Here is a 24,098-nt window from a genome sequence, read left to right on the forward strand (position 1 = left end):
CGCGGTTGTGTTTTGAAAGTCGGAGAATAATCAATCAAATTTCACCAATCTCTGAGTCTAATATAACGAACCTCAGAGCTTAGGATTAAAGACCAATGGAACCACAAAAAGAACCCAATCCAAACTATCTGCCATACCCACCAAATCCCCAACAACCAATTGATGATGAAATCGACTTGCGAGAGCTTTTTAAAGTCTTATGGAAAGGCAAGTGGATCATTATCGCGACAACATTTTTATTTGCTTTAGGCGCCGCATTTTACGCACTGAATTTACCGAATATATATAAAGCTGACGCTTTGTTGGCACCTGCAGAAAGTTCAAACGGAGGTGGTCTTTCAAAAACGGCTGGGCAACTAGGAGGGTTAGCTGCGCTTGCTGGAGTTAACATTGGAGGCGCAGACTCTTCACAAACTGAACTAGCAATTCAAGTCCTTAAATCTCGACAGTTTATAGAAAAGTTTATTAATAAGCATGAGTTACTTATACCTATAATGGCTGTAAAAGGCTGGGATATAGAGACCAATAAACTAATTGTTAACGAAGATATTTATAAGCCAATTACAGATGAATGGCAGAGAGAGGCGAAAGGTTTGCGTGGAGCAAAGCCTACGGCTCAAGAAGCATTCGAAGTATTTGTAGATGACATACTGAAAGTAAGTCAGAACAAAGATACTAACTTATATACTATCTCTATAAAGTACTATTCACCGTATATAGCGAAGCAATGGGTAGAGTGGTTGATAGCAGATATAAATTATGTGATGCGAGAACGGGCAATAAAAGATTCGTCACAAAATTTATTGTATTTGAATAATCAATTAAGAAAAACAGCGATATCAGAGATGCAAAGTACATTCTATAAGCTAATAGAAGAGCAGACCAAAAGTCTAATGTTAGCAGAAGTTCAAGAGGAGTTTGTTTTTAAAGTAATTGATCCGCCTGTTGTCCCTGAAATTAAAGATGAACCAAGACGCTCTCTAATTTGTATATTAGGGGTGATGGTTGGTATTATATTTGGGTTTATTTTAGTGTTTGTATATAACTCGTACAATAAATTGACAAAGTAAATTCTTTATCATAATGAAACGTAATGATACATCAATATAATGCTTAATAATAAAAATATAAAAAATATAGTGGCAAACCTTGCTGGTAAATTTTGGTCTATTTTCGCTAACTTAGCAGTAGTTCCTATATATCTCAAATTTATCGACTTAAATGATTACGGTCTTATCGCACTATATACTTCTATCATTCTTACTGTGAATATTGCTGATGCAGGTTTGTCGCCTTCTTTTGCAAGAGATGTTGCAAGAGTCAGTCATATTTCAAAAATGGGAAATGCTTTAAGAACATTAGAATTAACATATTTTACCATTCTATTAATTATATCAACAATGGCTTATGTCTTTTCGGATAGTGCAGTAAAGTTGTTAACATTTTCTATTAACTATTCAGATGATAATAATAAGTTAATGTTTCTTTTTATGATGATTAGCGCTTGTTTTCAATTATGCACTGTAGTGTATAGAGCTGGCTTTATGGGGATGGAAAAACATGTTAAAGCTAATGTCTTTACTATTATATACAGTGTTTTAAGACTTATTGTTCCGATAGGTATATTTTGTATAACTACCGATTTGGTTATATTCTTTGTATATCAAATGATCCTATCTATATTATACTTTTTTCTTATTAGGTTGAGTTTTTGGCAAGAGGTTGGAAATAGAAAAGAATATAGGTTTGATTTGAGTTATCTCATGAAAATAAAAAGATTTGCTGGTGGGTTATTTGTCGTATCTATTATTTCTGCTATAACGATGCAGCTTGATAAATTTATGATATCACATTTCATTGGTATGGAATCTTTGAGTATCTATAGTATTTCAAGTTCTGTTGCCTTACTCTTATATAGTGTATGTCTTCCTGTCGTTACTACATTTTATCCAAGAATTACAAAATTATGTGAAAATAATAAGTATCGGGAAATGAGAAAGATATATACATATTTAAACATACTAATATCTTTCATCTCTATAAGTTTGCTATTGACTCTATATTATTATTCTTATCAAGTCATTTTTCTTTGGACCCAAGATATAAAACTAGCGAAAGAAACTTCAAAAATTATACCGATTATGAGTGCTGGCGCATTTTTCTTATGTATGCAACTTTTACCTTACCATTTGGGTTTGGCAAATGGATACAATAAAGCGAATGTAATATTAGGCTTTGTCTTCGTATTTCTAACGCCAATGGTATTATACTACTCAATTCCATTATACGGAGTATTGGCTCCGGCATATAATTGGCTTTTTGTTAATCTTATTTATTTTTTAGCTTTGACTTTGGTTATTGGTCTTAAGTTCGAAGGCGCTCATCTATTTTTTATTAAAACAGTGTCAAGCATAATGATAATAACCATTATGATACTTTCCTTTGAAATGACTAACTACTTTATGTTTGATTTTAATTGGATGTTAAAAGTCATCATTTCTCCACTTATTGGTCTATTTTTTATATTTATAATTTACGTTATTGGTTCTAAATATGCTTTTATCTATCGTTATTCCAACTAAAAATCGATATCATACACTGATTCCTGTTGTTGAAAATATCATTGATAATATCGATGGTAATTATGAAATTGTAATCCAAGATAATTCTGAAATTAAAGAAGATTTGAGTTCTAAAATTCTGAATGATAGTAGAGTAAAGTATTTTTACACTTTTAAATCAATGCCTATTTCAGATAATACAGAACTTGCAATTGAAAATTCTTCTGGGAAATACATTTTGTTTATCGGTGATGATGACTTTGTTTCACCTAAAGTTGTTGATGCTGTTGAATTAATGGAAAAGCATAGTTTAGAAAATTTAACTTACGAAGCTGGCTACTATTGGTGGAATACTGTCGAGTTTTACAAAACTAACTTTTATCATGACAAAGAGAAGTTGTGGCTTCCCAAAGACAAGTCAATGGTTTTAAAGTCTAAGAATAGCAAATGTGAATTGGAAAAATTCTATAGACGGGGAGGGGTTTCTATTGGAGGTTTACCTAGAGTTTATCATGGGATCACCAAGAGGAGTGTTTTAGAAAAAGTTAAAGAAAGTACGGGAAATTATGTCGTTGGTTCATGTCCGGATATATCCTTGTCTATATCTATTTCGCTAATTATTGATGAATTTCATTTTGTAAGTTGGCCATTAACTATCTATGGAGGTAGTAAAGGTTCCGGTGGCGGTATGACTGCTAGCAAAAAGCACTTTGCAAAAATAGAAGAAATGCCTTGGCTTCGGGATAATATCTCAAAGAGGTGGTATCCAAAAATTCCTAGACTATGGAGTGAGAGAACAATATATCCTCAAACTTCAATAGAAGTACACGAAGCTTTTGGCGAAAGATATCCTTTAGATTTCTATGAAATGTATGCTGCACTATTTAGTTATGAACCTCATTTGAAAAGATTTTGGTTAGATGGTTATAAACATAGTGGCTTGACGTCACATTTAACGTTATTTTTGAAAGTTATCAAAAAGATAATAGGGCAAATTGTTAGTAAGTCTAAGTATAAGTTAAAGTTATTGCCTTATAATGTTTCTGTAGAAACCTTAGATACATTACCTGATAAATTGAAATGATTACATCAAAATATAAACTACATTTCTTTTCATTTTTATTGATATCTGCGAATCTAGCTCTTCATGAAACTATATATGCAGTTATTCTTACATTGCCACAAGCGATGTTTATGCTTTATCTAATGGCTAAACAACGAGACTATGAAAAGATACTATTTTTTCATTTTTTTCGTCTTTACAACATTAGCAGTCCCTTATTCACAATTGACTAGCCCAGGAGATTCTGAAGGTGGTTTATATAACTATTCTCGATTAAAGTTAATTGGCCCGCTAGCTTTGAGTCAATTGATGATGATATTGGTACTCATGTATGGTATTTTAAAGCGAGGACGAATAACGTTTTTAGCCGAACAAAAACCATTGGTTTATCTTTTATCTTTTTCTTTATAGTCGGAACGATCTTTTCACTGTATGGTTTTGCGTTTGATGATTATTCTTTTCAGAAAATGTTAACATACTTTGTATATATATCAGTGCTAATATTAACTATTATTTTAGTATGCATGTCTAAAAGCTATAATGAACTCATTAGGCTATCTTATGTGCTTCTAGTCGTCGCACCCATCGCATCTGTTTTTGTATACTTAATCGGTTTTTCAACCGTTTATGGAAGCTCATCTATACCAGGCATGATTGAGGTGGCATATTTCTCTCCTATATTGATATATAAGCAAATTCGTTATAAAAACTGGAATTTTCTAGAGATAGTATCTATTATTTGCTGTTTCATACTAGCAGCAACTGGTGCAACAGGAGGAAAAGGAATTATAATTATTGCTTTCACTATTATGGTTTCTTTTTTATCCCAAGTTAGCCTAAAAACAATTTTTATAATAATGACCATTCCAATGCTAATATTTGGTATGTCCCAGTTCGTTTCTTACGATGATATACATTCTTTTAACGGACTATTGCTATATAAATTGGAGTCAGTTTGGCTTTTGTTGAAGTTTGTTTTTAATTTCGATATGACTCTTATAAATATAATGCCGATGTCTCCACGAGTAAGAATAATAGAATTTTATTTAATAATGCAAAAAAATAGTCAAGATATAGTTAGTTTTTTATTTGGCCAAGGATATGGTGGATGGTATGAGGATATATACGGATATTTTTCCGGCATGGACTTATCTAGTGCTTTCAGTGAATTAGAGTTAAACAGTGGAAGGTATCACTCTGCTCATGATTTTTTTGCTGTATTGCCCCTTCTTCACGGTTTTTCTGGCATGTTGTTTATGAGTTTTTTGGTTGTATACTATTTAAAAAGAATAAAATGTAAATATACTTACTTGGCCGTATTTCCATTCTTACTTTCAATATACTTCAACAATCAATATGGTAGCTTTGCCGTTTTCTTAATACTTATTTCATGTACACCTGGCTTTTACCGCTTACATGAAATTAAAAAATAACTAGTGAGATTATTAAATGAAAAATAATGTTAGAGTGGCTTTTTTGGGGTCTAGGCCCCTGGGTAAGTATGCGCTTGAGCTCCTTCATAGCTATGATGATGTTGAAATCGTAGCGGTAATTACGAAAGAAAAGCATGATACGGCGTGGTGGGATCAAGACCCTGATGACTTAGGACATAAATTTCCTCAGGTGGATCTTGAGGATTTAAAGTCTATTGATTTTGACTTGGGTGTATCAATTAATTACTGGAAAATAATTGATAGTGAAACAATCAATAGACCAAAACTTGGATTTATAAATCTACATCACTCTCATAACTTATACTTAAGAGGGCGGGATATGACGAGTCATGCAATATTAAATGCTAGAAAGAGTGGTATTTGGCATCATGGAACGTGTTTGCATTATACTGATGACGGCTTGGATACTGGTCCTGTTATTGCGTCCCTTGCATGCGATATTGACGAGAGCGATACGTCTTGGACTTTATTTGAAAAAACTGAAAAAATTGGTCGCGAATTGTTAGAAGAGTGGTTACCTCGAGTACTAAAAGCAAAACTACCAACCTGTAAACCCTCAGAAAATAACCCTATACAACTTAGAAACGGATTAAGTAGAGAGATAGAACTTGATAACAAAACAAGTTTAGAAGTATATGATTTTGTTAGAGCGTTTGATTTTAATAACCTTTTTGAACCTGCTTACTACATTGATGAATTTGGAAAGAAGATTTATCTAACGACAAGTAAAAAATTTGGTCAAAAAATTTTTATAAACGTAGATGAAGATAAGAGCGTATATTACAACTCTCTCTATAAGGAAGTTTAAATGATACCATTAGTAAAAGTCGGTATGCCCCCAAAAGAAGTTTTAATGCCTGTTTTAGAGGATGTGCTTTATAGCGGAAAACCAATAAATGAAGGTGAGGCTGTTTATCAATTTGAAGAAAAATTCATTTCTAAATACCAATTGCCTAAGACGTCGATGGCTATGAGTAGCGGGACAGCAGCTTTACATGCGGCTCTTACTTTATCTGGGGTACAACAAGGTGACGAGGTCATCACTACTAGTTTGACTGCGGAGCCCACAAACTTGGCTATTAAGTATGTTGGTGCTAAACCAGTTTTTTGTGACGTAGAAAAAAAGACTGGGAACATATCAGTTGATTCAATACTAAATTCAATTAATGAGAAAACTAAAGCTATTTTAGTTGTACATTATGCTGGGTATCCAGTCGATATTTTGAACATAAGGGAAATTTGTAATAAGAATGGAATTAAATTAATTGAAGATTGTGCCCATGCATTAGGCTCTACTGTTAACAATATACCCGTTGGTAACTTTGGCGATTATGCAATATTTTCATTTCAAGCAATAAAGCATTTTACTACTGTTGATGGTGGATTCCTTGTTTGTAACTCAGAATCTGACTATATAAAAGGTAAAAAATTTAGATGGTTTGGGATGTCGAAAGAAGAAGACAGAACCAAACTCAATGTAAAAGAAATTGGTTATAAGTATAACTATCAAAATGTGTTTGCTTCTATTGGCATAATTCAGTTGGATTATATAGATGATAGGATTAATAGCCATATAGAAAATGGAAACTATTATAATGAACAATTTGAAAAACATGGATTAGATATATTTGCTAAAGTCGATAGTAATACACAACCATCCTATTGGTTATATACTCTAATATTAGAAAACAAAGAGCAAGCGAGTTACCTTGAAAGTTACTTAATTGATAGAGGTATTTGCGCTTCTAAATTACATAAATTAAATCATAAGCATTCCATATTCAAAAATGAGCGTAATTTGGATGAAACATGTGATTTTTATGACAGAATGTTACATATTCCATGTGGTTGGTGGTTGAGTAAGGCTGATAGGAATAAAATTGTTAATAGTGTAATTGAAGGTGTGGAAAGTGCTTCGATTGTATAACGCAAACGTCAACGAAGAAATTATTAAAACCATAGAGAATCTATGCTCTTCTGGTGATATAGTCTCAGGGAAGTTTGAAGATAAACTAAAAAAAGAAATCGGTTCTGTATTGGGTGCAAGAAATATCTCAATATTGAATAACTATTATTCTTGTCTTGATGTTTTATTGAAAGTTATTGGCATTAACCAACATGATAAAGTTATTTGTAAATCATTTTCTTGTTTAAATACTACATCTCCAATATTGAACAATGGAGCCTCAATCGTTTGGGTTGACTTGAAACCAAATAGTACAGATATAGACTTAGATGATCTAGAGAAAAAAATAATAGAAACCAAACCTAAAGTGTTAATTAACTACCATATATCTGGATATGTTGATGATACAGAAAGTATTAGAAGTATTTGCAATAAGCATAATGTTATTGTTATTGAGGATTCCAACGCGTTGTTGTTTTCCAAGGTAAATGATAGTTATTTATGTAATAGGTCCGAATATACGGTCTATTCGTTGTACCCGAACCGCATAGTGAGTGGTATTGATGGGGGTTTTGGTTTGTCACTCAGAACTAGATGCAAAAAAAGTTGATGCGTTAAAGCGACTAGGCATCCCCAATAAGGGGTTTCGAGATAAATTAGGCGAGATAAACCCTTTATGCGACATAGAGTCAGTCGGCGTCAATGCTGTTAACTCCAACATTTCTAATGCGATGGCATATGAATCTCTTAAACTTGTAGATAATAAATTAGAAAAATTAAGGGAAAATGTAGAGTTATTGAAGAACTTACTTAGAGATAATATATATATAGATCTAGTACACAACTATAACCATTCAAACTTATCAATATGTTGGAATTTTTTAATCTTAGTTGATAAGAGTTTTAAGCGTGAATTTATTTCTAACCTTAGACAAAATGGTATAGAAGCATCTAGTATGCATATTAACAACCACTACTATAGTGCTTTCCCTGAAGGAAATGATCTAGAGAATACTGACGATTTTTATAAAAGAGTCCTCGCCATACCGTGTGGTTGGTGGTTGTCTAAAGAAGAAATAGAGTTTGTTGCAAAGACAATTAATAAAGTGTCACAACAGTTAGGTGAATAAATGTTTGAAAATAAAACACTGATGATTACGGGCGGTACTGGTTCGTTTGGCAATGCGGTTCTTGACCGATTTTTAGAAACAAATGTGAAGCAGATAGTAATCTTTAGCCGAGATGAAAAAAAACAAGAAGATATGAGACTAGCTTATAATAATGCTAAGTTGAAATTTGTTTTAGGTGACGTTAGAGATATAGACTCAGTTTCAAATGCTATGCAAGGGGTGGATTATGTATTCCACGCAGCTGCATTGAAACAGGTTCCTTCATGCGAATTCTATCCTATGGAGGCGGTAAAAACAAATGTGATAGGCACCGAAAATGTTATTAATGCTGCAGTAAACAACAAGGTTAAAAAATTAATTTTGTTAAGCACAGATAAAGCAGTTTATCCTATTAACGCCATGGGTATATCGAAATCTATGGCAGAGAAAGTTTTGGTCGCTAAAGCTCGTAATGCTTCTGAAGATCAAACTGTATTGTGTGCGACAAGGTACGGAAATGTTATGGCATCGCGTGGCTCTGTCATTCCATTATTTATCGAAAAGCTATTATCCGGCGAGGCACTAACACTAACTGATGGGAATATGACAAGATTTTTAATGTCTTTGGCTGAATCGGTGGACTTAGTGTTGCATGCTTTTGCTCACGGTACCCAAGGGGATATTTTTGTACAAAAAGCCCCGGCATGTACTATTAATGATTTGAGTCGAGCACTCGGTATTGTATTTAATGAAAACATCTCAATTAAAACTATAGGTACACGTCATGGCGAAAAACTCTATGAGACATTGGTTTCTCGCGAAGAGTTGTGTAAAGCAACAGACGAAGGGCGATTTTATAGGATTCCTGCTGATAATCGAAGCTTAAATTACGATAAATATATTGTTGATGGTCAGCCAGATTTAAATAATATTGAGGACTATACATCACACAATACAAAACAGTTAAATATAGATGAAGTTTGTGAAGTTTTAATGTCTTTAGATTATGTTCAAGATAAATTAAAAGAGAAAAAATAGGATAAATAAGTTTATTAAGAAAGAAATAAAACATGAAGCTATTCTTTTTGTTTCTTTCTTATATTTAATACTGCTCATACTAATCAATGAGGCTTATGTGAATATTGAACGAATTGTTTATGATAAAGTCAAGAATAATAGAATAGTAAAAGACGTTTTATTGATTATATATCAGTCTGTGTTTTATTTTTTTAGTTTCTTTGAAAGAAAAATAATTCTTGATCCAAAATGGAAAATGAAAATAGTTGAAGGTCATTTTGGGTTTCATGATCGTCCTTCAGTTAACTCATCTGGTCTGGTTATTTCACATCGAAATATATTGGGGCTGAAAAATGGTATTGCTGAAAGGGCTGACATATACATAACGGATTTATCGACTAGCAAATCTTGGTTTGTCAACACTACTCGTTGTTATAATAACCAACAAGGCTCTCTAGTGACTTGGTTTGATGAAGAGAGTATCATTTATAATGATATTATCGATGGTGATAATAAAACGGTAATTTGTGATTTGAAAGGGAGGATTTTACGCACTATCCCTGGTCATTTCTTTTCCATTTCTAAAGACCGTAGATTTATATCTATGCTTTGTTTTGAAACCTTTGGAAACGGATTACAAGGTTATGGTTATTGTTTTTCCAAATATAAAAAGAATAATGATAAATTAGATAAAACTCTGAAAGTATACGACATTTTAAAAGACAAAACTGTGCTGAAAATTCCTATTGATTTCTTTTATAATTCACCGGACTTGGCTCCTTATGGAATTTTAGACGATGGTTTTGTTTATTTTTCACATACGAATTTTAACCCTTCTTCTAATAAAATGTATTTTTTATTCCGTAGTTCAAACCTGCTAAGAAATACATCCCAACTGTATGTGGTCGATCTAAAAAGTAGTTCTATCAAAAGGTTGCCAACTGGTGGTATGGTTTCTCATTTAGATTGGATCGGCGACGAAAAGATACTTGCATTCTCAAATTTGAAAAGTTGCGACAAGTACAAGTACTCTATATTTTCGACCAAAAATGATGGTGTCCTAACAGTAAAATCCCCTCTACTAAATAAAGATGGTCATCCAACGGTTATTAGTGAAAATAAGTTTTACACGGACACGTATCCAGATAAAAAAAGATTCCAAACGTTATTTGAAGTTGTTGAAAATGGTCATAAATTCGATGTTAAACAAATCCTTAAGTTAAGAAGTCCAATGAGGTTTCGTGGTGTTAACCGAGTGGATCTTCATCCCAGGGTATCGCTTAATAATGCTTATATATCTTTAGATAGTTCTTTCTCTGGAAAGAGAGAGCAAATCATATTATACAAGTAATTGATTAATAATTGATCAGGGGTTTTTCGTGACCAAGTTTTTTGTTTGTGATATATACGCTCACTCTAGTGAGCATTCTATGTTTGTTGAGTCTTTTATTGATTACTTTGAAAGTAATAGTGATGTGGCATATTTATTGAATGAAACTCACTCAAAATATATAAAGAGTAATCACAAGGTTTTTAAATTTTTTATCAAAGATACGTTTTGTAAGAGTCCGGTGACTAGGCTTTTTAATAGAGAAATCGTAAAGTCTATTAGGCTTTTATTATTATTGCCATATATAATTTTAAGTAAAAGGAAGTTGGTAGTTTTAGGCACAAGTAATATACAGACCTATCTTCTTTCATTTCTTAAGTTCTTATCATTTATACATGTTTCTGTTATTTTTCATAGCCAGTTAGAGTCTTTGGTTAAAGAGCCTAGTGAAAGAAGAAGATTTGGAGGTATATTTATAAAGTCTTTTAAGTCTATGCATGATTCAAAAGTCTTTAATATATTGGTTCTAGGTGAGCATATAAAGGAAAACCTACAGCAGTTAGGTTTTTCTAACGTATCTTCTATCCCTCACCCTATTCCAAAAGCATCTTTATTAGACTTAAAGCCAAAGAGGGAAAATATTGACTTGAAACATCATATTGCTATGGTCGGTTTAATTCGAAATGATGCGAAAAATTGCAATAAAATATATGATCTAAAAATGGGGGATTCTGTCCATGCTCATGTTATAGGTAGAGCTAAACCAGACTTTAAAATAATTAAAAAAGATAATATTACGTTTACATTATGGAATGATATATATACTGAAGAACAGTTTGTTTCTGAGGTTGATATCGTAGATAGCTTTATTTACTTCTTCAGTGAAGATGATTATAAACTGACAGCGTCCGCGACTGCTTTGGATGCAATAATTTATGGGAAAGCTGTTTTTTCTTTAAGAAATAGAGCTGTATCTTCCCTTCTTAAAAACTATCCTTTATTTTTTGAGTTTGATACAGTTGAAGAAATGTCGGATGCCATCAACAAATTTGATTTAAATTTATTACACTCTGTAGATTTCAATTCTCAAAGAGAAGAGTTTTTAATTCAGAATTTTGAAGGTAAGCTTAAATTTTGGCTTCATCAACAATAAATATTTACGTATTAATAATAAACATTTACGTATTAATTTACTATTAATACTCTAGGTGAATTAAATGACTACCATTCTACCAGTTATTATGGCAGGAGGTGCAGGAACTCGCCTCTGGCCTATGTCTCGCACCCACTATCCAAAACAATTTCTATCGCTTACTAGCGATAATTCAATGCTTCAAGACACTATTCTTCGACTAAAGGGGGTCGATCACGAGCCTGTATCCTTAATTTGTAATGAGGAGCATCGATTTTTAGTCGCAGAGCAATTACGTTCTGGTGGGTTAGAGCATTCAGGCATCATTCTTGAGCCTTTTGGTAAAAATACAGCACCAGCTGTTGCTCTAGCAGCTTTGCATGCTGTTAGAAATTCGAAAAATCCGATACTGCTTGTTTTAGCAGCTGACCATCTTATTAGACAAGAAAATGTTTTCCGCCATGCGGTTGAGAAAGCAATACCGCTGGCTGAAAGTGGTAAACTTGTTACTTTCGGTATCGTCCCGTCTAAGCCAGAAACCGGATATGGCTATATCCGTAGCGGTAGTAAGTTGCCTTTGCATGAAGCTTTCTCTGTCGATACTTTTGTGGAGAAACCCAATTTGTTAGTTGCAGAACAGTATTTAAAAGATGGAGGATACTATTGGAATAGTGGTATGTTTATGTTTACTGCTTCTCGTTATTTAAACGAGCTAGAAAAGTTCCGTCCGGATATTTTTAATGCAGTTAAAAACGCTTATTCTAGTGCTCATAATGATCTAGATTTTATTCGACTTGATGAAGACGCTTTTAGTAAATGTCCCGATGAGTCAATTGACTATGCTGTTATGGAGAAAACAAAGGATGCAGTGGTTTGCCCCTTAGATGCAGGTTGGAGTGATGTTGGAGCATGGTCTTCTTTATGGGAAGTTGGTGAGCACGACGAACACGACAACGTTATTCGTGGTGATGTTATCGTTGACAACTCTCATCGCTGCTACGTTAATTCTCCCAACCGATTAGTCGCTACTGTTGGAGTGAAAGATTTAGTTATTGTTGATACTAAGGATGCTTTACTGGTTGCTAATCGAGACAACGTTCAAGATGTAAAAAACATTGTCGCTAGCTTAAAGGAGAAGAAACGGAGCGAGTTTCAGAGTCACCGTGAAGTTTACCGACCTTGGGGGGTGCATGACCATATTGCAGACGGCGAGCGATATCATGTTAAGAAAGTGGTAGTTAAGCCTGGTCAAAAAACGACGATGCAATTGCATTACCATCGAGCTGAGCATTGGGTAGTTGTGTCCGGTACTGCTACGGTATATCGAGGCACAGAAAAACACATTGTCGCAGAGAATGAATCAATCTATATTCCAGTTGGAACAGAACACTGTTTTGAGAATCCTGGTAAATTACCTTTAGAAATTATTGAGGTTAGAACAGGTGGTTATCTTTTAGAAGATGATATTGTACGTAGCCACTCTAAGAATAAAGGTTACTAAAAGGTTTAATTAAGGATTTATTTATGTTGATAACGTCAAAAGTCATTGCGGAGTCGGGAATTCAGTTTGGTACAAGCGGTGCTAGAGGTCTAGTTGAACACTTTACTCCAGAGGTTTGCGCGGCATTCTCTCATGCGTTCTTGACTACAGTAGCGAACGATTTCGATTTTGCCAAAGTGGCAGTTGCAATTGATAACCGTCCTAGCAGTTATGCTATGGCTCAATCGTGTATTGAGGCTATTAAATCCAGAGGTTATGACGTTTCTTATTACGGTGTAATTCCAACTCCGGCATTAGCGTTTTCTGCAATGCAAGATTCAATTCCTTGCATAATGGTTACTGGTAGCCACATTCCTTTTGACCGAAATGGTTTAAAGTTTTATCGCCCTGACGGTGAAATCACAAAAACTGATGAGCAGAGTATACTTAACTCAAGTGTTGAGTTTCGACCTCCTACTCAACTGTCAGAACTCGTTGCAGATGCAAAGGCTGCAAACCAGTATATTGAACGCTATACCTGCCTTTTTGACGCTGATATGCTTAAAGGAAAACGAATAGGTATTTATGAGCACTCAAGTGCAGGTAGAGATATTTACCAAGGACTCTTTGAATCGCTTGGGGCTGAAGTTATTTCATTGGAGCGTACTGATGAGTTTGTTCCAATTGATACCGAAGCTGTGGCTGAATCTGATAAGGAAAAAGCACTTAGTTGGTCGAAACAATATAGTTTGGATTTTATATTTTCGACTGATGGAGACGGGGATCGCCCATTAGTTGCTGATGAGAACGGCGAATGGTTGAGAGGTGATATCCTAGGCTTGCTTTGCTCAAAAGCGCTTCAAATCGAAGCACTGGCTGTACCTGTTAGTTGCAACACTATTATCGCAGATTCTCCTGAATTTGAAGCCGTGTCTAAAACACGGATTGGCTCTCCTTATGTTATCGCTGAATTTTCCGAATTAGCAAAAACTTATAAAAGAATTGCAGGGTTTGAAGCTAACGGGGGTATTTGCTCGGAAGTGATGTTTTGGTGAATGGGAAATCTCTAAAAGCATTGCCAACCCGAGATGCTGTTTTACCTGCGCTTATGTTGCTTTCTTTAGCGAAAACATCATCAATCAAAAGCTTGGTAAGCGACCTCCCACAGCGCTTTACGCATAGTGACCGTATTCAAAACTTTGCAACTGAAAAGAGTTTATCGATATTGGAAAGTGGTCGTCAAAACGCTAAACGGCTACTAGATTCTCTAAGGTTGTCAGAGGTTAATGCTGTTAGTATTGATAATACTGACGGATTAAGATTAGAGTTATCTAATGCTACAATCATCCATTTACGTCCGTCTGGTAATGCCCCTGAGCTTCGTTGTTATGCGGAAGCTGAACGAATGGAAGATGCTATTGCTTTGGTTGATAAAGTGTTAGGGAATATCAGGTTAGTTTAGCTTTTGAGCACTGAGTATTTATGGGCAACCAATAATGGAGCTATGTGCTGAAGCATAGCTCTGTCTTTCTGAGCGTCAGTTTTATGATTTACACTTTAAATAACCCAGTAAAGAACTTTCCTTGGGGAAGTCGTACTGCGATTCGAGACTACTTTGCTATCGATAATTCAAATTTAGAGCACCAAGCTGAAATATGGATGGGAGCTCATCCCTCCGCTAGCTCTAGTATTTCTCAAGTTGGTGTTGATGTATCTTTATGCGATGTTATTGCCAGTAACCCAGACTATTGGCTAGGGAAGGAAACCAAGGAGAATTTCTCATCGCTTCCTTTTCTTATGAAAGTTCTCGCAGCAGAAGAGCCGCTATCCATACAAGTTCATCCATCGAAAAAAGCTGCCGAATTAGGCTTTGCTAAAGAGAATGAGCAAGGGATACCTCTAGATGCAGCAAATCGCAATTATAAGGATGCAAATCACAAGCCTGAGCTTGTGTATGCTCTCACTCCTTATATAGCTATGAATGGTTTTCGAGAGTTTGCACAGATTATTGCCAACTTTGATTCTATTGATCTTCCAGTTCTAGAAGATGTTTTTCAACCTTTTAAACAAGATCCCACCCCATTAACTCTTGCTGAGTTTTTTACTGCCATTCTTACGTTAAAAGGGGAGCTTAAAGCGCAGGCAATTAGTCAGCTTCTAAACGCGTTAAAAGCGATAGATAAAGACCATTTTGCATACCAAGCTTCATTGCTTATCTCTCGTTTTTCTCATCTTTACCCTGAAGATGTTGGTTTGTTTGCTCCGTTATTTTTAAATGTTATTGAGTTGCAACCTGGTGAGGCTATGTTCTTGTATGCTGAAACCCCTCATGCCTATATACATGGATTAGGGGTGGAAGTCATGGCTAACTCTGATAATGTTTTGAGAGCAGGTTTAACACCCAAGTATATTGATGTTGAAGAGTTAGTAAAAAATACACAGTTTAAACCTATTTCTTTTGAAAGCTTGATTTTGAAACCACTTGATAACCGGACGAATCGAAAAGTTTACCCAGTTCCTGTAAAAGATTTTAAATTTGAAGTAATTAAAGATGGTAATTACTTTTTTAATATAAAATCTCCTGAGATATTGCTTTGTATTAATGGTGTTGCTGAGATAACTAGCAATGGAAAAAGTGTAAAGATCACTAAAGGTAAATCAATCTTTATTCCTGGTAGCTTGTCAAACTACAGTCTGAGCGTTAAGGGTACCATTGGAAAAACATATTGTTAGTTTAGGTGTAATTATTATGGATTTTAAAAGTGGTCTTGTGTCTATTGTTACACCGACATATAACTCTGAAAAGTATATAGAGGAAACAGTTGTTAGTGTTTTAGCGCAAACCTATCCTAATTGGGAATTAATAATTGTTGATGATTGTTCTAAAGATAATACCAGGAATCTTCTTGAAAAAATTAAAGGTCAAGACTCAAGAGTTCGTATATTATTTATGGATGTAAATTCAGGGGCAGGCGTTAGTAGGAATATTGGTATCGAGCAAGCAAGAGGGCAATACTTAGCATTTCTTGATTCAGACGATATTTGGAATGCTGATAAATTAGAAAAACAGGTTAATTATTTAACTGAGACTGACTCCGAAATATGTCATACCTCATTTTCTTTCATTGATGAAAGTGGTTCTGAGCGACGAGGTCGAGTTAATGTGGCTAATAGTGTTGATTTGATTCATAATTTAAAAAAAACAGAAATTGGAACTTCTACTGCTATTATTAATAGGTATAAAGTAAAAGATAAAATTATATTCCCAGAATTAAGAGCAAGGCAAGATCTAAAGTTATGGATTACATTGCTTGGTCGTGGATACAAGTCATCAGGCTTAAATCTTCCTTTAGTAAAATATAGAGTGAGAACTGGCAGTGTTAGTAGTAATAAATGGAAGATGTTATATGTAACTTTTAAGGTTTATATGTCAATAAAACAGTTGTCTTATGCAAAGCGATTTTATTGCTACTTTAGTTATGTCATGAATGCTATAAAAAAACGGAGCGATTAAATGCTGTTAGTTACAGGAGCAACAGGCTTTGTTGGTCAAAAACTTACTCAATTAAACCAAAACTTTCGTTGTGTTATTCGTGCGGGTGAACATCATTCCTTTGCTGATAGTTATACGGTTCCGACTATAGATGCATCAACGGATTGGAGTAACTGTTTTGAGGGTGTTGATGCCATTATTCATTTAGCCGGGCTAGCACACAATAAATCATATACGGATGCTGAATATCGAGCTGTAAATACAGATGGGACATTACGACTAGCTTTAAAAGCGGCAGAGGCTGGTGTTAAGCGCCTTGTTTTTGTCAGTTCAATTGGTGTGAATGGGACTAACTCTCACGATAGTGTTTTTTTGCCTAGTGACGTTGCTAACCCTCACAACTCTTATGCACAATCAAAGCACGAGGCGGAATTAGGACTTTGGGATATATCTAAGCAAACAGGTTTGGAAGTAGTGATTGTCCGACCTACTTTGGTCTATGGTCCTAATGCCCCTGGTAATTTTGGTATGCTTACGAAACTGGTTAATAGTATCCCCTTCCTGCCATTTGGCTTAGCTAATAATCGTAGGGATTTTATATCAGTTAACAATTTGGTTGACCTTTTAATTGTGTGTGCTAAACACAAAAATGCACCCGGCAATATATTTTTAGCAAGTGAGAACAATTCAGTCTCGATAAGAGACTTTGTTAACGCTATTGCATCCGGACAAGGGAAAAAAGTATTTCAAATACCAATCCCTATTGGTCTTATGCGCTTTGCGGGACTCGTGACTGGAAAGTCAACAATGATTGAACAATTGTTCGGAAATTTAGAGGTTGATTCCTCTAATCTTAAAGATATATTAAACTGGACACCTCCATATTCTATGAAGGATTCCATGGCCATGTTACGTAAATAGGAACTGAATAAACAATGATTCGTTTTATTGATTTTTTTGCAGCTTTTTTGGGTTGCTTTTTTTATGGCCGGTACTTCTTATCGTTATCATTATTGGTTTGTTTGACACAGGATCCCCGATTTTTGTGCAAGAGCGCGTTGGGCGCAATAAAAAACCATTTAAGTTGGTTAAGTTTCGTACGATGTCGGTAGATACTCAATCGGTAGCGAGTCATTTAGCGAGTAACGCATCTATTACTAAGCTTGGTTCTTTTCTGCGTAAGACAAAGATTGATGAATTACCGCAACTCATTAATGTTTTGAAAGGGGAAATGAGTCTTGTGGGACCTCGTCCAAACTTGTTTAACCAGCACGAACTGATCATTGAACGCGACGCGCTTGGTGTTTATGATGTGTTACCGGGGATCACTGGACTAGCTCAAGTCCAAAATATCGATATGTCTACACCAGGTTTATTAGCAAAAACTGATAAAGAAATGATCGATACGTTAACATTGAAAGATTACTTTAAGTACATAATGATGACAGCAACAGGAAGTGGTTCTGGTGATGCAGTAAAGTAGAAAGTACTCTGGTGGAGCGGCAATAGTCGCTCTTTCGCATTTTATTGCATTTGTCTTTCACAAAGTCGTATCGGCATCTATTCCGTTGAGGGTTCTGTTTTCGTGTTAAACTAAAGCATGCAATCTCCAATAAAACCACGTACAAGAATTATTATGCAACGTCTACAATTTATATGGCAACTTTCGCGGACTAATAAAAGAATTGTCAGTGTCCTGATTGATATTATGTTGATCTTCATGGCTTTTCATTTGGCAATCTTAGTTCGTTCTGGAGAAACCAATTATTTCACTTATCCTGCTGTCTGGGGGATTCAAATTGCAGTGACAATAGTCACCATTGCTGTATTTGCTCGATTAGGGCTCTATAGAGCCGTTCTCCGTTATCTCACTTTTCAAGCTTTATTTGTCGTGACTGCCGGGGCTGTAATTTCTGCCACACTTGTAGCCGCCCTTAGCTTCTACATGAGTGACCCGTTTCCTAGAACTGTTCCTATCATCTATGGTGCATTTCTTGCTCTTTTCTGTGGGGGACCCCGTGTTATCGTTCGATCTTTGATTGCTCAAAGTTATTCAACGCAGAGTAAAGAGGTTCTCATTTATGGTGCAGGTTCTGGCGGTCGACAATTGGCGATGGCATTAAGAAGTAGTGGAGACTATCGCGTAAGAGCATTTATTGATGGTGACTCAACTCTTTGCAATACTATGATCTTAGGGTTGCCTGTTATTGCTATTGAAGACGCAATGCCCCTCATAAATAAATATGATATTTCTCAAGTCTTACTCGCAGTGCCGAGTGCTAAACGTTCACGTCGTAAGGTGATTCTTGACGAATTAGCTAAGTTACCTGTTGAAGTACTCACGGTCCCTGATATGACAGATATTGTGTCTGGTAAAGCTAAAATTGATGAGCTTAAGGACGTCGCGATTGAGGATTTACTTGGGCGAGATCCAGTAGCGCCTCAACAAGTGTTGCTAGAAGCGAATATCAAAGACAAAGTGGTTATGGTGACAGGTGCTGGTGGTTCTATTGGCTCTGAATTGTGTCGTCAAATTGTGGAGCAGTCACCTAAATCTATTATTTTATTTGAGTTGTCTGAATTTGGTCTGTATCAGATTGATCGCGAACTAAATCAACTTAAAATTGAAAAAGGGCTAACTTGCGATATTATTCCTTTGTTGGGATCTGTTCAGCGTCAACATCGTCTAGAAACGACAATGTCTTCTTTTAAAGTTCAAACGGTATATCACGCAGCAGCATACAAACACGTTCCATTAGTTGAATTTAACGTAATTGAGGGTGTGCGTAATAATATCTATGGGACTTACTATACTGCGTGCGCGGCGATTAAAGCCGGTGTTGAATCATTTGTATTAATCTCTACAGATAAAGCCGTTCGCCCTACTAACGTAATGGGCACAACCAAACGAATGGCGGAGCTTGGTCTACAGGCTCTTGCTGAGCAAGAAAATGCTAAACCAAATGGCACTCGATTTTGTATGGTACGATTTGGTAATGTTCTCGGCTCTTCAGGCTCCGTGATTCCTGTGTTTAAAAAGCAAATCGCATCAGGCGGACCAGTAACCGTGACTCACCCAGAGATCACTCGTTTCTTCATGACCATTCCTGAAGCTGCACAGTTAGTTATTCAGGCTGGAGCAATGGGCAAAGGAGGCGATGTATTTGTTTTAGACATGGGTGAGTCAGTAAAAATTACAGACTTAGCATGTAATCTCATTCAACTATCTGGTCTAGAAGTCAAATCCGAAGCTAATCCTCATGGTGATATTGAGATTCAATTTTCTGGACTTCGACCTGGTGAGAAACTGTATGAAGAGTTGCTTATTGGCGACAATGTCAAACAAACAGCGCATGAACGAATCATGACGGCTCATGAGGTGCATTTACCTTTAAAAGAGTACGAACTACTGTTGAACGATCTCGATTTCGCCTGCCATAGTATGGATCACGAAAACATTCGTACATTACTATTGAGTGCTCCAACAGGCTTTAATCCTACAGATGGTATTGGCGACTTAGTTTGGAACCATAACCAATCTGAAGTTGATTATTCAGACTCTGTAAAATTTATGAGTCAATCTTGAACTCTGAACTTAGTTAGGTAAGTTTTTGAACAATTAAATAGAATTTAAGGACAGCCGAGTTCCTTCTGTTAGGTTATTCTACTTATTGTGGAAGTCGTTGTCCTCGCTCATTTTTTTACATTTTGGTATCCTCTGCCAAAAATAAATGAAGGATTAATCCATGAAAATCGCAGTTGCTGGGACCGGATATGTTGGGCTTTCTAACGCTATGCTGTTAGCCCAGAATCACGAGGTGGTCGCTTTAGATATCATTTCTGAGAAGGTTGATTTACTGAACCGACGTAAGTCGCCGATTGTTGATACTGAAATTGAACACTTTTTGGCGCATAAAGAGCTAAATTTTGTTGCAACAACGGATAAGCAGAAAGCTTACCAAAACGCAGAATACGTTGTTATTGCAACGCCGACTGATTATGACCCACAAACCAATTACTTTAATACTTCTTCAGTTGAAGCTGTGATCAAAGATGTTATGTCTATCAATCCTGATGCAGTAATGGTTATTAAGTCTACTGTTCCTGTTGGCTATACTGCTCGAATCAAGGAAGAGTTGGGATGTGAGAATGTCATCTTCTCCCCTGAGTTCTTGCGTGAAGGCAAAGCGCTTTATGATAACCTTCACCCATCACGTATCATCGTTGGTGAACGCAGCGAACGTGCCGAAGTATTTGCTAGCTTGCTGGTGGAAGGGGCAGTAAAAGACGATATTCAAGTTCTTTTTACTGACTCTACAGAAGCTGAAGCAGTAAAACTGTTTTCAAACACCTACCTTGCAATGCGTGTTGCGTACTTTAATGAGCTGGATTCTTACGCAGAAGCTCACGGTTTAGACGCTCGTCAGATCATTGAAGGTGTTGGTTTAGATCCTCGCATCGGTAATCATTACAACAACCCATCATTTGGTTACGGTGGTTACTGCTTACCAAAAGATACTAAACAGCTTTTAGCCAATTACCAAGATGTACCAAACAACATCATCGGTGCGATTGTTGATGCTAACCGCACCCGTAAAGACTTTGTGGCGGAGTCAATCCTCAAGCGTGAACCAAAAGTGGTTGGTATCTACCGCCTCATTATGAAGGCTGGCTCTGATAACTTCCGCGCCTCTTCTATTCAGGGCATCATGAAGCGTATCAAGGCGAAAGGTGTTGAGGTCGTAGTTTACGAACCAGTACTCAAAGAAGAAGATTTCTTTAACTCTCGAGTGGTTAAAGACCTGAATGAGTTCAAACAAAGTGCGGATGTGATTGTTTCTAACCGCATGGTGGAAGAGTTAGCCGATGTAGCGGATAAAGTTTACACGCGTGACTTGTTTGGTAGTGACTGATCAATTTCCGGTAAGGTCCTAGTTTGCTAGGACCTTCTTTCTTTACTCTTACTTAAGTATCTGCTTCGCTCTAATCAATAAACCACCTCAATTCCCTCTGCTTCCAACTTCTCTCCTAACTCTTTTTTTGCTTCTTTCTCTCCATGTATCAAATGCACGGCTTTTGGTTGTGCAGGAATACCAGTAACAAACTTCAATAAATCGCTTTGGTCTGCGTGTGCAGAATATCCAGAGATGGTATGGATCTGTGCGTTGGCTTCGATTGGTTGGTTATCGATATCCACCGTGTGGCTGCCTGATTGGATTTCTCGCCCTAAGGTTCCTTGCGCTTGATAGCCCGCAAACAACACATCATTTCTTTTGTCTGGTAAGAGTGCTTTTAAGTAATTAACGATTCTTCCTCCTTCGCACATACCGGATGCCGCGACGACAATCGCAGGCTCATCGGTAGAGGCTAGTCGATTTACTAATGCTTGATGTTCTCGATGGTTTTCCACGGTAATGCATTGTTCAAAAGCGAGGGGATGACGATGATTGTTGAGCTTTTGCTTTGCTTCTTTTCCCCACAGTTTTTTGAAACGGCGGTAGGTCTTCGTGACTCCTTTCGCAAGCGGTGAGTCTAGGATGATTGGCAAAGAAGACGACAAGTTGCGTTGATGAATCAGTTGCTCAATATCGAATAACAGCTCCTGCGTACGTCCTACGCTGAAAGCTGGGATCAGAATTACGCCACCGTCTTGCAGTGCGTGATCGATAATGGAGTTCAAGCGTTCAGTTCGAGTGGCAATGTCTTCATGCTCTTTGTTGCCGTATGTGGACTCGATGAACAGATGGTCGGCACGCTTTGGCGGCTTCGGATCGGGTAAGAGTGGGGTATTGGACGGACCTAGATCGCCGGAAAACACGATGATTTCACGATTGGGGAGTTTGAATTCCACGTAAGCGGAACCAAGAATGTGCCCCGCAGGCTGAAAGCGTAGGTAACATTGTTTGCCAAGTGGCAGCCATTGTTGGTAGTCATGAGGTTTTAGCTGTTTTTTAATGACATTGAGGACTTGTTGACGCTGGTGGAAGTTCAAACCCAGTTGCAGCTTTAATCCATCTTCTAACATGAGCGGTACCAGTTCGGCTGTTGCTTTGGTGCAGTAGATGGGGCCTTTAAATCCAGCAGCCAGTAACCAAGGTAGGCGCCCAATATGGTCGATATGAGCATGAGTCAGGACTAATGCTTTGATGTGTTTAACCGGAAACTCGATATCCAGTGATGCCCTGCGGTTGCCCAAATGGATGTCTTTGCCTTGAAAGAGTCCGCAATCGATCAAGATGCTGCAGTGTGGCAATTTCAATTCATGACAAGAGCCAGTGACGGTATGTTTCCCACCATGGTGAATCACACTGGCGATGTCTGATATGGGTGTTGTCATGTCGATTGCTCCTCCTTGAACAAGTATCAGTAACTATAAATCCTGTGGGCAGAGTAAGTGAATAGAGTTCGTTGGTTGGATGGAATTGAGTGGGAATAATCGGAAGTGCGATTAGGTTCTTTGTTTTGATGTAAGGCGTTTTTCGTTACTTAACTTTGGGTTTGACACATGCGGTTAGTAGATTCCTGATGTCGCTTAGGCTCCTCGGATTGACGGGACTCTTATAGATTATTTCTGTTGTTTTGCTGGTTTGATTTGGGTGTGTGCGGAGAGTAGATTCCTGATGTCGCTTAGACTCCTTGGAATGACAAAACTCATTAGATCGTAAGCAAACAAAAAGGGATGCATGATGCATCCCTTTGTTATTTTTACTCTCAGTAAAAACGAGATTACGCTTTTGCTTTAGCCGCTGCTTTAGCGATTGCCGCGAAGCTTTTCGCGTCTAGAGAAGCGCCGCCAACTAGAGCACCGTCGATGTCTGGTTGTGAGAAGTAAGCTTCAGCGTTTTCTGGCTTAACAGAACCACCGTATTGGATGATTACTTGTGCTGCAACTGCTTCGTCTTTCGCTGCGATTAGTGCGCGGATAGAAGCGTGGATGCGTTGTGCATCTTCAGCTGTTGCTGCTTTACCAGTACCGATAGCCCAGATTGGTTCGTAAGCGATGATTGCGCCGTTTAGAGCTTCAACACCGTAAGTGTCGATAACTGCGTTGATTTGACGTGCACATACTGCTTCAGTTTCGCCAGCTTCGTTTTGCGCTTCAGATTCACCGATACAGAAAACAGGTGTTAGACCGTTTTCTTTTAGGAAGTTGAATTTCTTAGCGATGAACTCGTCAGATTCGTTGTGGTATTCACGACGCTCTGAGTGACCGATGATGATGTGAGTAGCACCGAAATCTTTCAGCATTTCTGGAGACATATCGCCAGTGAACGCACCGCTGTTGTTTAGGTCAGTGTTTTGAGCACCTAGGATGATCTTGTTACCGCCTTCAGCGATTACGCGCTCTGCTAGGTCGATGTAAAGTGCTGGTGGAGCGACTGCTACGTCAACACCTTCAACGCCTTCAAGTTCAGCGTTAAGACCAGTTAGCAGCTCAGTTACCATTGCTTTGCTGCCGTTTAGTTTCCAGTTACCCATCACTACAGGACGACGCATAGGAATATCTCCCTTATCTTTAATGTAAATAGTCAATTAATGTAAAAAATCTACGT

At 36.9% G+C, this 24,098-nt stretch carries 17 protein-coding genes and 3 pseudogenes; 18 read left to right on the forward strand and 2 right to left on the reverse strand.

Annotation, left to right across the window (positions count from 1 at the left end):
• The first annotated feature begins 95 nt into the window (after positions 1-95).
• From P4S59_RS01480 to P4S59_RS01570, 18 genes and pseudogenes are all read left to right on the forward strand, one after another.
• Positions 96-1,070: a Wzz/FepE/Etk N-terminal domain-containing protein gene (locus P4S59_RS01480; protein WP_337167895.1), complete on the forward strand. Its 975-nt coding sequence runs from the start codon at positions 96-98 to the stop codon at positions 1,068-1,070.
• Positions 1,071-1,109: 39 nt separating this feature from the next.
• On the forward strand, positions 1,110-2,582 hold the full coding sequence (locus tag P4S59_RS01485; protein ID WP_337167896.1) for an oligosaccharide flippase family protein: 1,473 nt from the start codon (positions 1,110-1,112) through the stop codon (positions 2,580-2,582).
• Positions 2,554-3,645 (forward strand): glycosyltransferase family 2 protein, encoded by a 1,092-nt coding sequence (locus P4S59_RS01490; RefSeq protein ID WP_337167897.1) that lies wholly within the window; start codon positions 2,554-2,556, stop codon positions 3,643-3,645. Before P4S59_RS01485 ends, P4S59_RS01490 begins: the two co-directional genes overlap by 29 nt.
• A gap of 542 nt (positions 3,646-4,187) precedes the next feature.
• Positions 4,188-5,057 carry a hypothetical protein gene (locus P4S59_RS01495; RefSeq protein ID WP_337167898.1) on the forward strand — a complete coding sequence of 290 codons (870 nt, stop codon included), beginning with the start codon at positions 4,188-4,190 and terminating at the stop codon, positions 5,055-5,057.
• A gap of 16 nt (positions 5,058-5,073) precedes the next feature.
• On the forward strand, positions 5,074-5,886 hold the full coding sequence (locus P4S59_RS01500) for a formyltransferase family protein (RefSeq protein WP_337167899.1): 813 nt from the start codon (positions 5,074-5,076) through the stop codon (positions 5,884-5,886).
• Positions 5,887-7,005 (forward strand): DegT/DnrJ/EryC1/StrS family aminotransferase, encoded by a 1,119-nt coding sequence (locus P4S59_RS01505; protein ID WP_337167900.1) that lies wholly within the window; start codon positions 5,887-5,889, stop codon positions 7,003-7,005.
• A pseudogene (locus tag P4S59_RS24380) lies at positions 6,989-8,114 on the forward strand (DegT/DnrJ/EryC1/StrS family aminotransferase). The gene P4S59_RS01505 and the pseudogene P4S59_RS24380 overlap by 17 nt, the downstream one beginning before the upstream one ends.
• A complete protein-coding gene (locus P4S59_RS01520; protein ID WP_337167903.1) occupies positions 8,115-9,131 on the forward strand; it encodes a polysaccharide biosynthesis protein in 1,017 nt (338 codons plus the stop codon).
• Positions 9,132-9,228: 97 nt separating this feature from the next.
• Complete coding sequence (locus P4S59_RS01525) at positions 9,229-10,461, forward strand: hypothetical protein (protein WP_337167904.1); 1,233 nt, start codon at positions 9,229-9,231, stop codon at positions 10,459-10,461.
• A gap of 28 nt (positions 10,462-10,489) precedes the next feature.
• Positions 10,490-11,593: a hypothetical protein gene (locus tag P4S59_RS01530; RefSeq protein WP_337167905.1), complete on the forward strand. Its 1,104-nt coding sequence runs from the start codon at positions 10,490-10,492 to the stop codon at positions 11,591-11,593.
• Positions 11,594-11,657: 64 nt separating this feature from the next.
• Positions 11,658-13,073, forward strand: a complete 1,416-nt coding sequence (locus P4S59_RS01535; RefSeq protein WP_337167906.1) for a mannose-1-phosphate guanylyltransferase/mannose-6-phosphate isomerase — start codon at positions 11,658-11,660, stop codon at positions 13,071-13,073.
• Positions 13,074-13,096: 23 nt separating this feature from the next.
• Positions 13,097-14,514 (forward strand): annotated as a pseudogene (locus P4S59_RS01540) (phosphomannomutase).
• An 83-nt stretch (positions 14,515-14,597) separates the two neighbouring features.
• Positions 14,598-15,785: a mannose-6-phosphate isomerase, class I gene (gene manA / locus P4S59_RS01545; RefSeq protein ID WP_337167907.1), complete on the forward strand. Its 1,188-nt coding sequence runs from the start codon at positions 14,598-14,600 to the stop codon at positions 15,783-15,785.
• A 16-nt stretch (positions 15,786-15,801) separates the two neighbouring features.
• On the forward strand, positions 15,802-16,566 hold the full coding sequence (locus P4S59_RS01550) for a glycosyltransferase family 2 protein (protein ID WP_337167908.1): 765 nt from the start codon (positions 15,802-15,804) through the stop codon (positions 16,564-16,566).
• Positions 16,567-17,466, forward strand: a complete 900-nt coding sequence (locus P4S59_RS01555) for an NAD-dependent epimerase/dehydratase family protein (protein ID WP_337167909.1) — start codon at positions 16,567-16,569, stop codon at positions 17,464-17,466. It abuts the gene before it with no gap.
• Between the two features lie 14 nt (positions 17,467-17,480).
• A pseudogene (locus P4S59_RS01560) lies at positions 17,481-18,028 on the forward strand (sugar transferase).
• Between the two features lie 153 nt (positions 18,029-18,181).
• Positions 18,182-20,131, forward strand: coding sequence for a polysaccharide biosynthesis protein (locus tag P4S59_RS01565; RefSeq protein ID WP_264404146.1), 1,950 nt, complete (start codon positions 18,182-18,184; stop codon positions 20,129-20,131).
• Positions 20,132-20,291: 160 nt separating this feature from the next.
• The gene (locus tag P4S59_RS01570; RefSeq protein ID WP_337167910.1) at positions 20,292-21,458 is read left to right on the forward strand and encodes a nucleotide sugar dehydrogenase; all 1,167 of its coding nucleotides are present in this window, start codon (positions 20,292-20,294) and stop codon (positions 21,456-21,458) included.
• Between the two features lie 74 nt (positions 21,459-21,532).
• Here the strand turns inward: P4S59_RS01570 and P4S59_RS01575 are convergent, their stop codons facing one another.
• Complete coding sequence (locus tag P4S59_RS01575; RefSeq protein WP_337167911.1) at positions 21,533-22,882, reverse strand: MBL fold metallo-hydrolase; 1,350 nt, start codon at positions 22,880-22,882, stop codon at positions 21,533-21,535.
• Positions 22,883-23,271: 389 nt separating this feature from the next.
• Complete coding sequence (tpiA, locus tag P4S59_RS01580; RefSeq protein WP_005384863.1) at positions 23,272-24,042, reverse strand: triose-phosphate isomerase; 771 nt, start codon at positions 24,040-24,042, stop codon at positions 23,272-23,274.
• Positions 24,043-24,098 lie beyond the last annotated feature (56 nt).

The sequence above is a fragment of the Vibrio sp. M60_M70 genome, from assembly GCF_037162085.1.
Classification (GTDB): Bacteria; Pseudomonadota; Gammaproteobacteria; order Enterobacterales; family Vibrionaceae; genus Vibrio; species Vibrio diabolicus.

Coding starts and splice junctions, on each gene's coding strand:
- P4S59_RS01575 (WP_337167911.1), bottom strand. CDS start 22,882: ATGACAACACCCATATCAGACATCGCCAGTGTGATTCACCATGGTGGG.
- P4S59_RS01505 (WP_337167900.1), top strand. CDS start 5,887: ATGATACCATTAGTAAAAGTCGGTATGCCCCCAAAAGAAGTTTTAATG.
- P4S59_RS01535 (WP_337167906.1), top strand. CDS start 11,658: ATGACTACCATTCTACCAGTTATTATGGCAGGAGGTGCAGGAACTCGC.
- P4S59_RS01490 (WP_337167897.1), top strand. CDS start 2,554: ATGCTTTTATCTATCGTTATTCCAACTAAAAATCGATATCATACACTG.
- P4S59_RS01485 (WP_337167896.1), top strand. CDS start 1,110: ATGCTTAATAATAAAAATATAAAAAATATAGTGGCAAACCTTGCTGGT.
- P4S59_RS01500 (WP_337167899.1), top strand. CDS start 5,074: ATGAAAAATAATGTTAGAGTGGCTTTTTTGGGGTCTAGGCCCCTGGGT.
- P4S59_RS01520 (WP_337167903.1), top strand. CDS start 8,115: ATGTTTGAAAATAAAACACTGATGATTACGGGCGGTACTGGTTCGTTT.
- P4S59_RS01555 (WP_337167909.1), top strand. CDS start 16,567: ATGCTGTTAGTTACAGGAGCAACAGGCTTTGTTGGTCAAAAACTTACT.
- tpiA (WP_005384863.1), bottom strand. CDS start 24,042: ATGCGTCGTCCTGTAGTGATGGGTAACTGGAAACTAAACGGCAGCAAA.
- P4S59_RS01550 (WP_337167908.1), top strand. CDS start 15,802: ATGGATTTTAAAAGTGGTCTTGTGTCTATTGTTACACCGACATATAAC.
- manA (WP_337167907.1), top strand. CDS start 14,598: ATGATTTACACTTTAAATAACCCAGTAAAGAACTTTCCTTGGGGAAGT.
- P4S59_RS01480 (WP_337167895.1), top strand. CDS start 96: ATGGAACCACAAAAAGAACCCAATCCAAACTATCTGCCATACCCACCA.
- P4S59_RS01565 (WP_264404146.1), top strand. CDS start 18,182: ATGCAACGTCTACAATTTATATGGCAACTTTCGCGGACTAATAAAAGA.
- P4S59_RS01570 (WP_337167910.1), top strand. CDS start 20,292: ATGAAAATCGCAGTTGCTGGGACCGGATATGTTGGGCTTTCTAACGCT.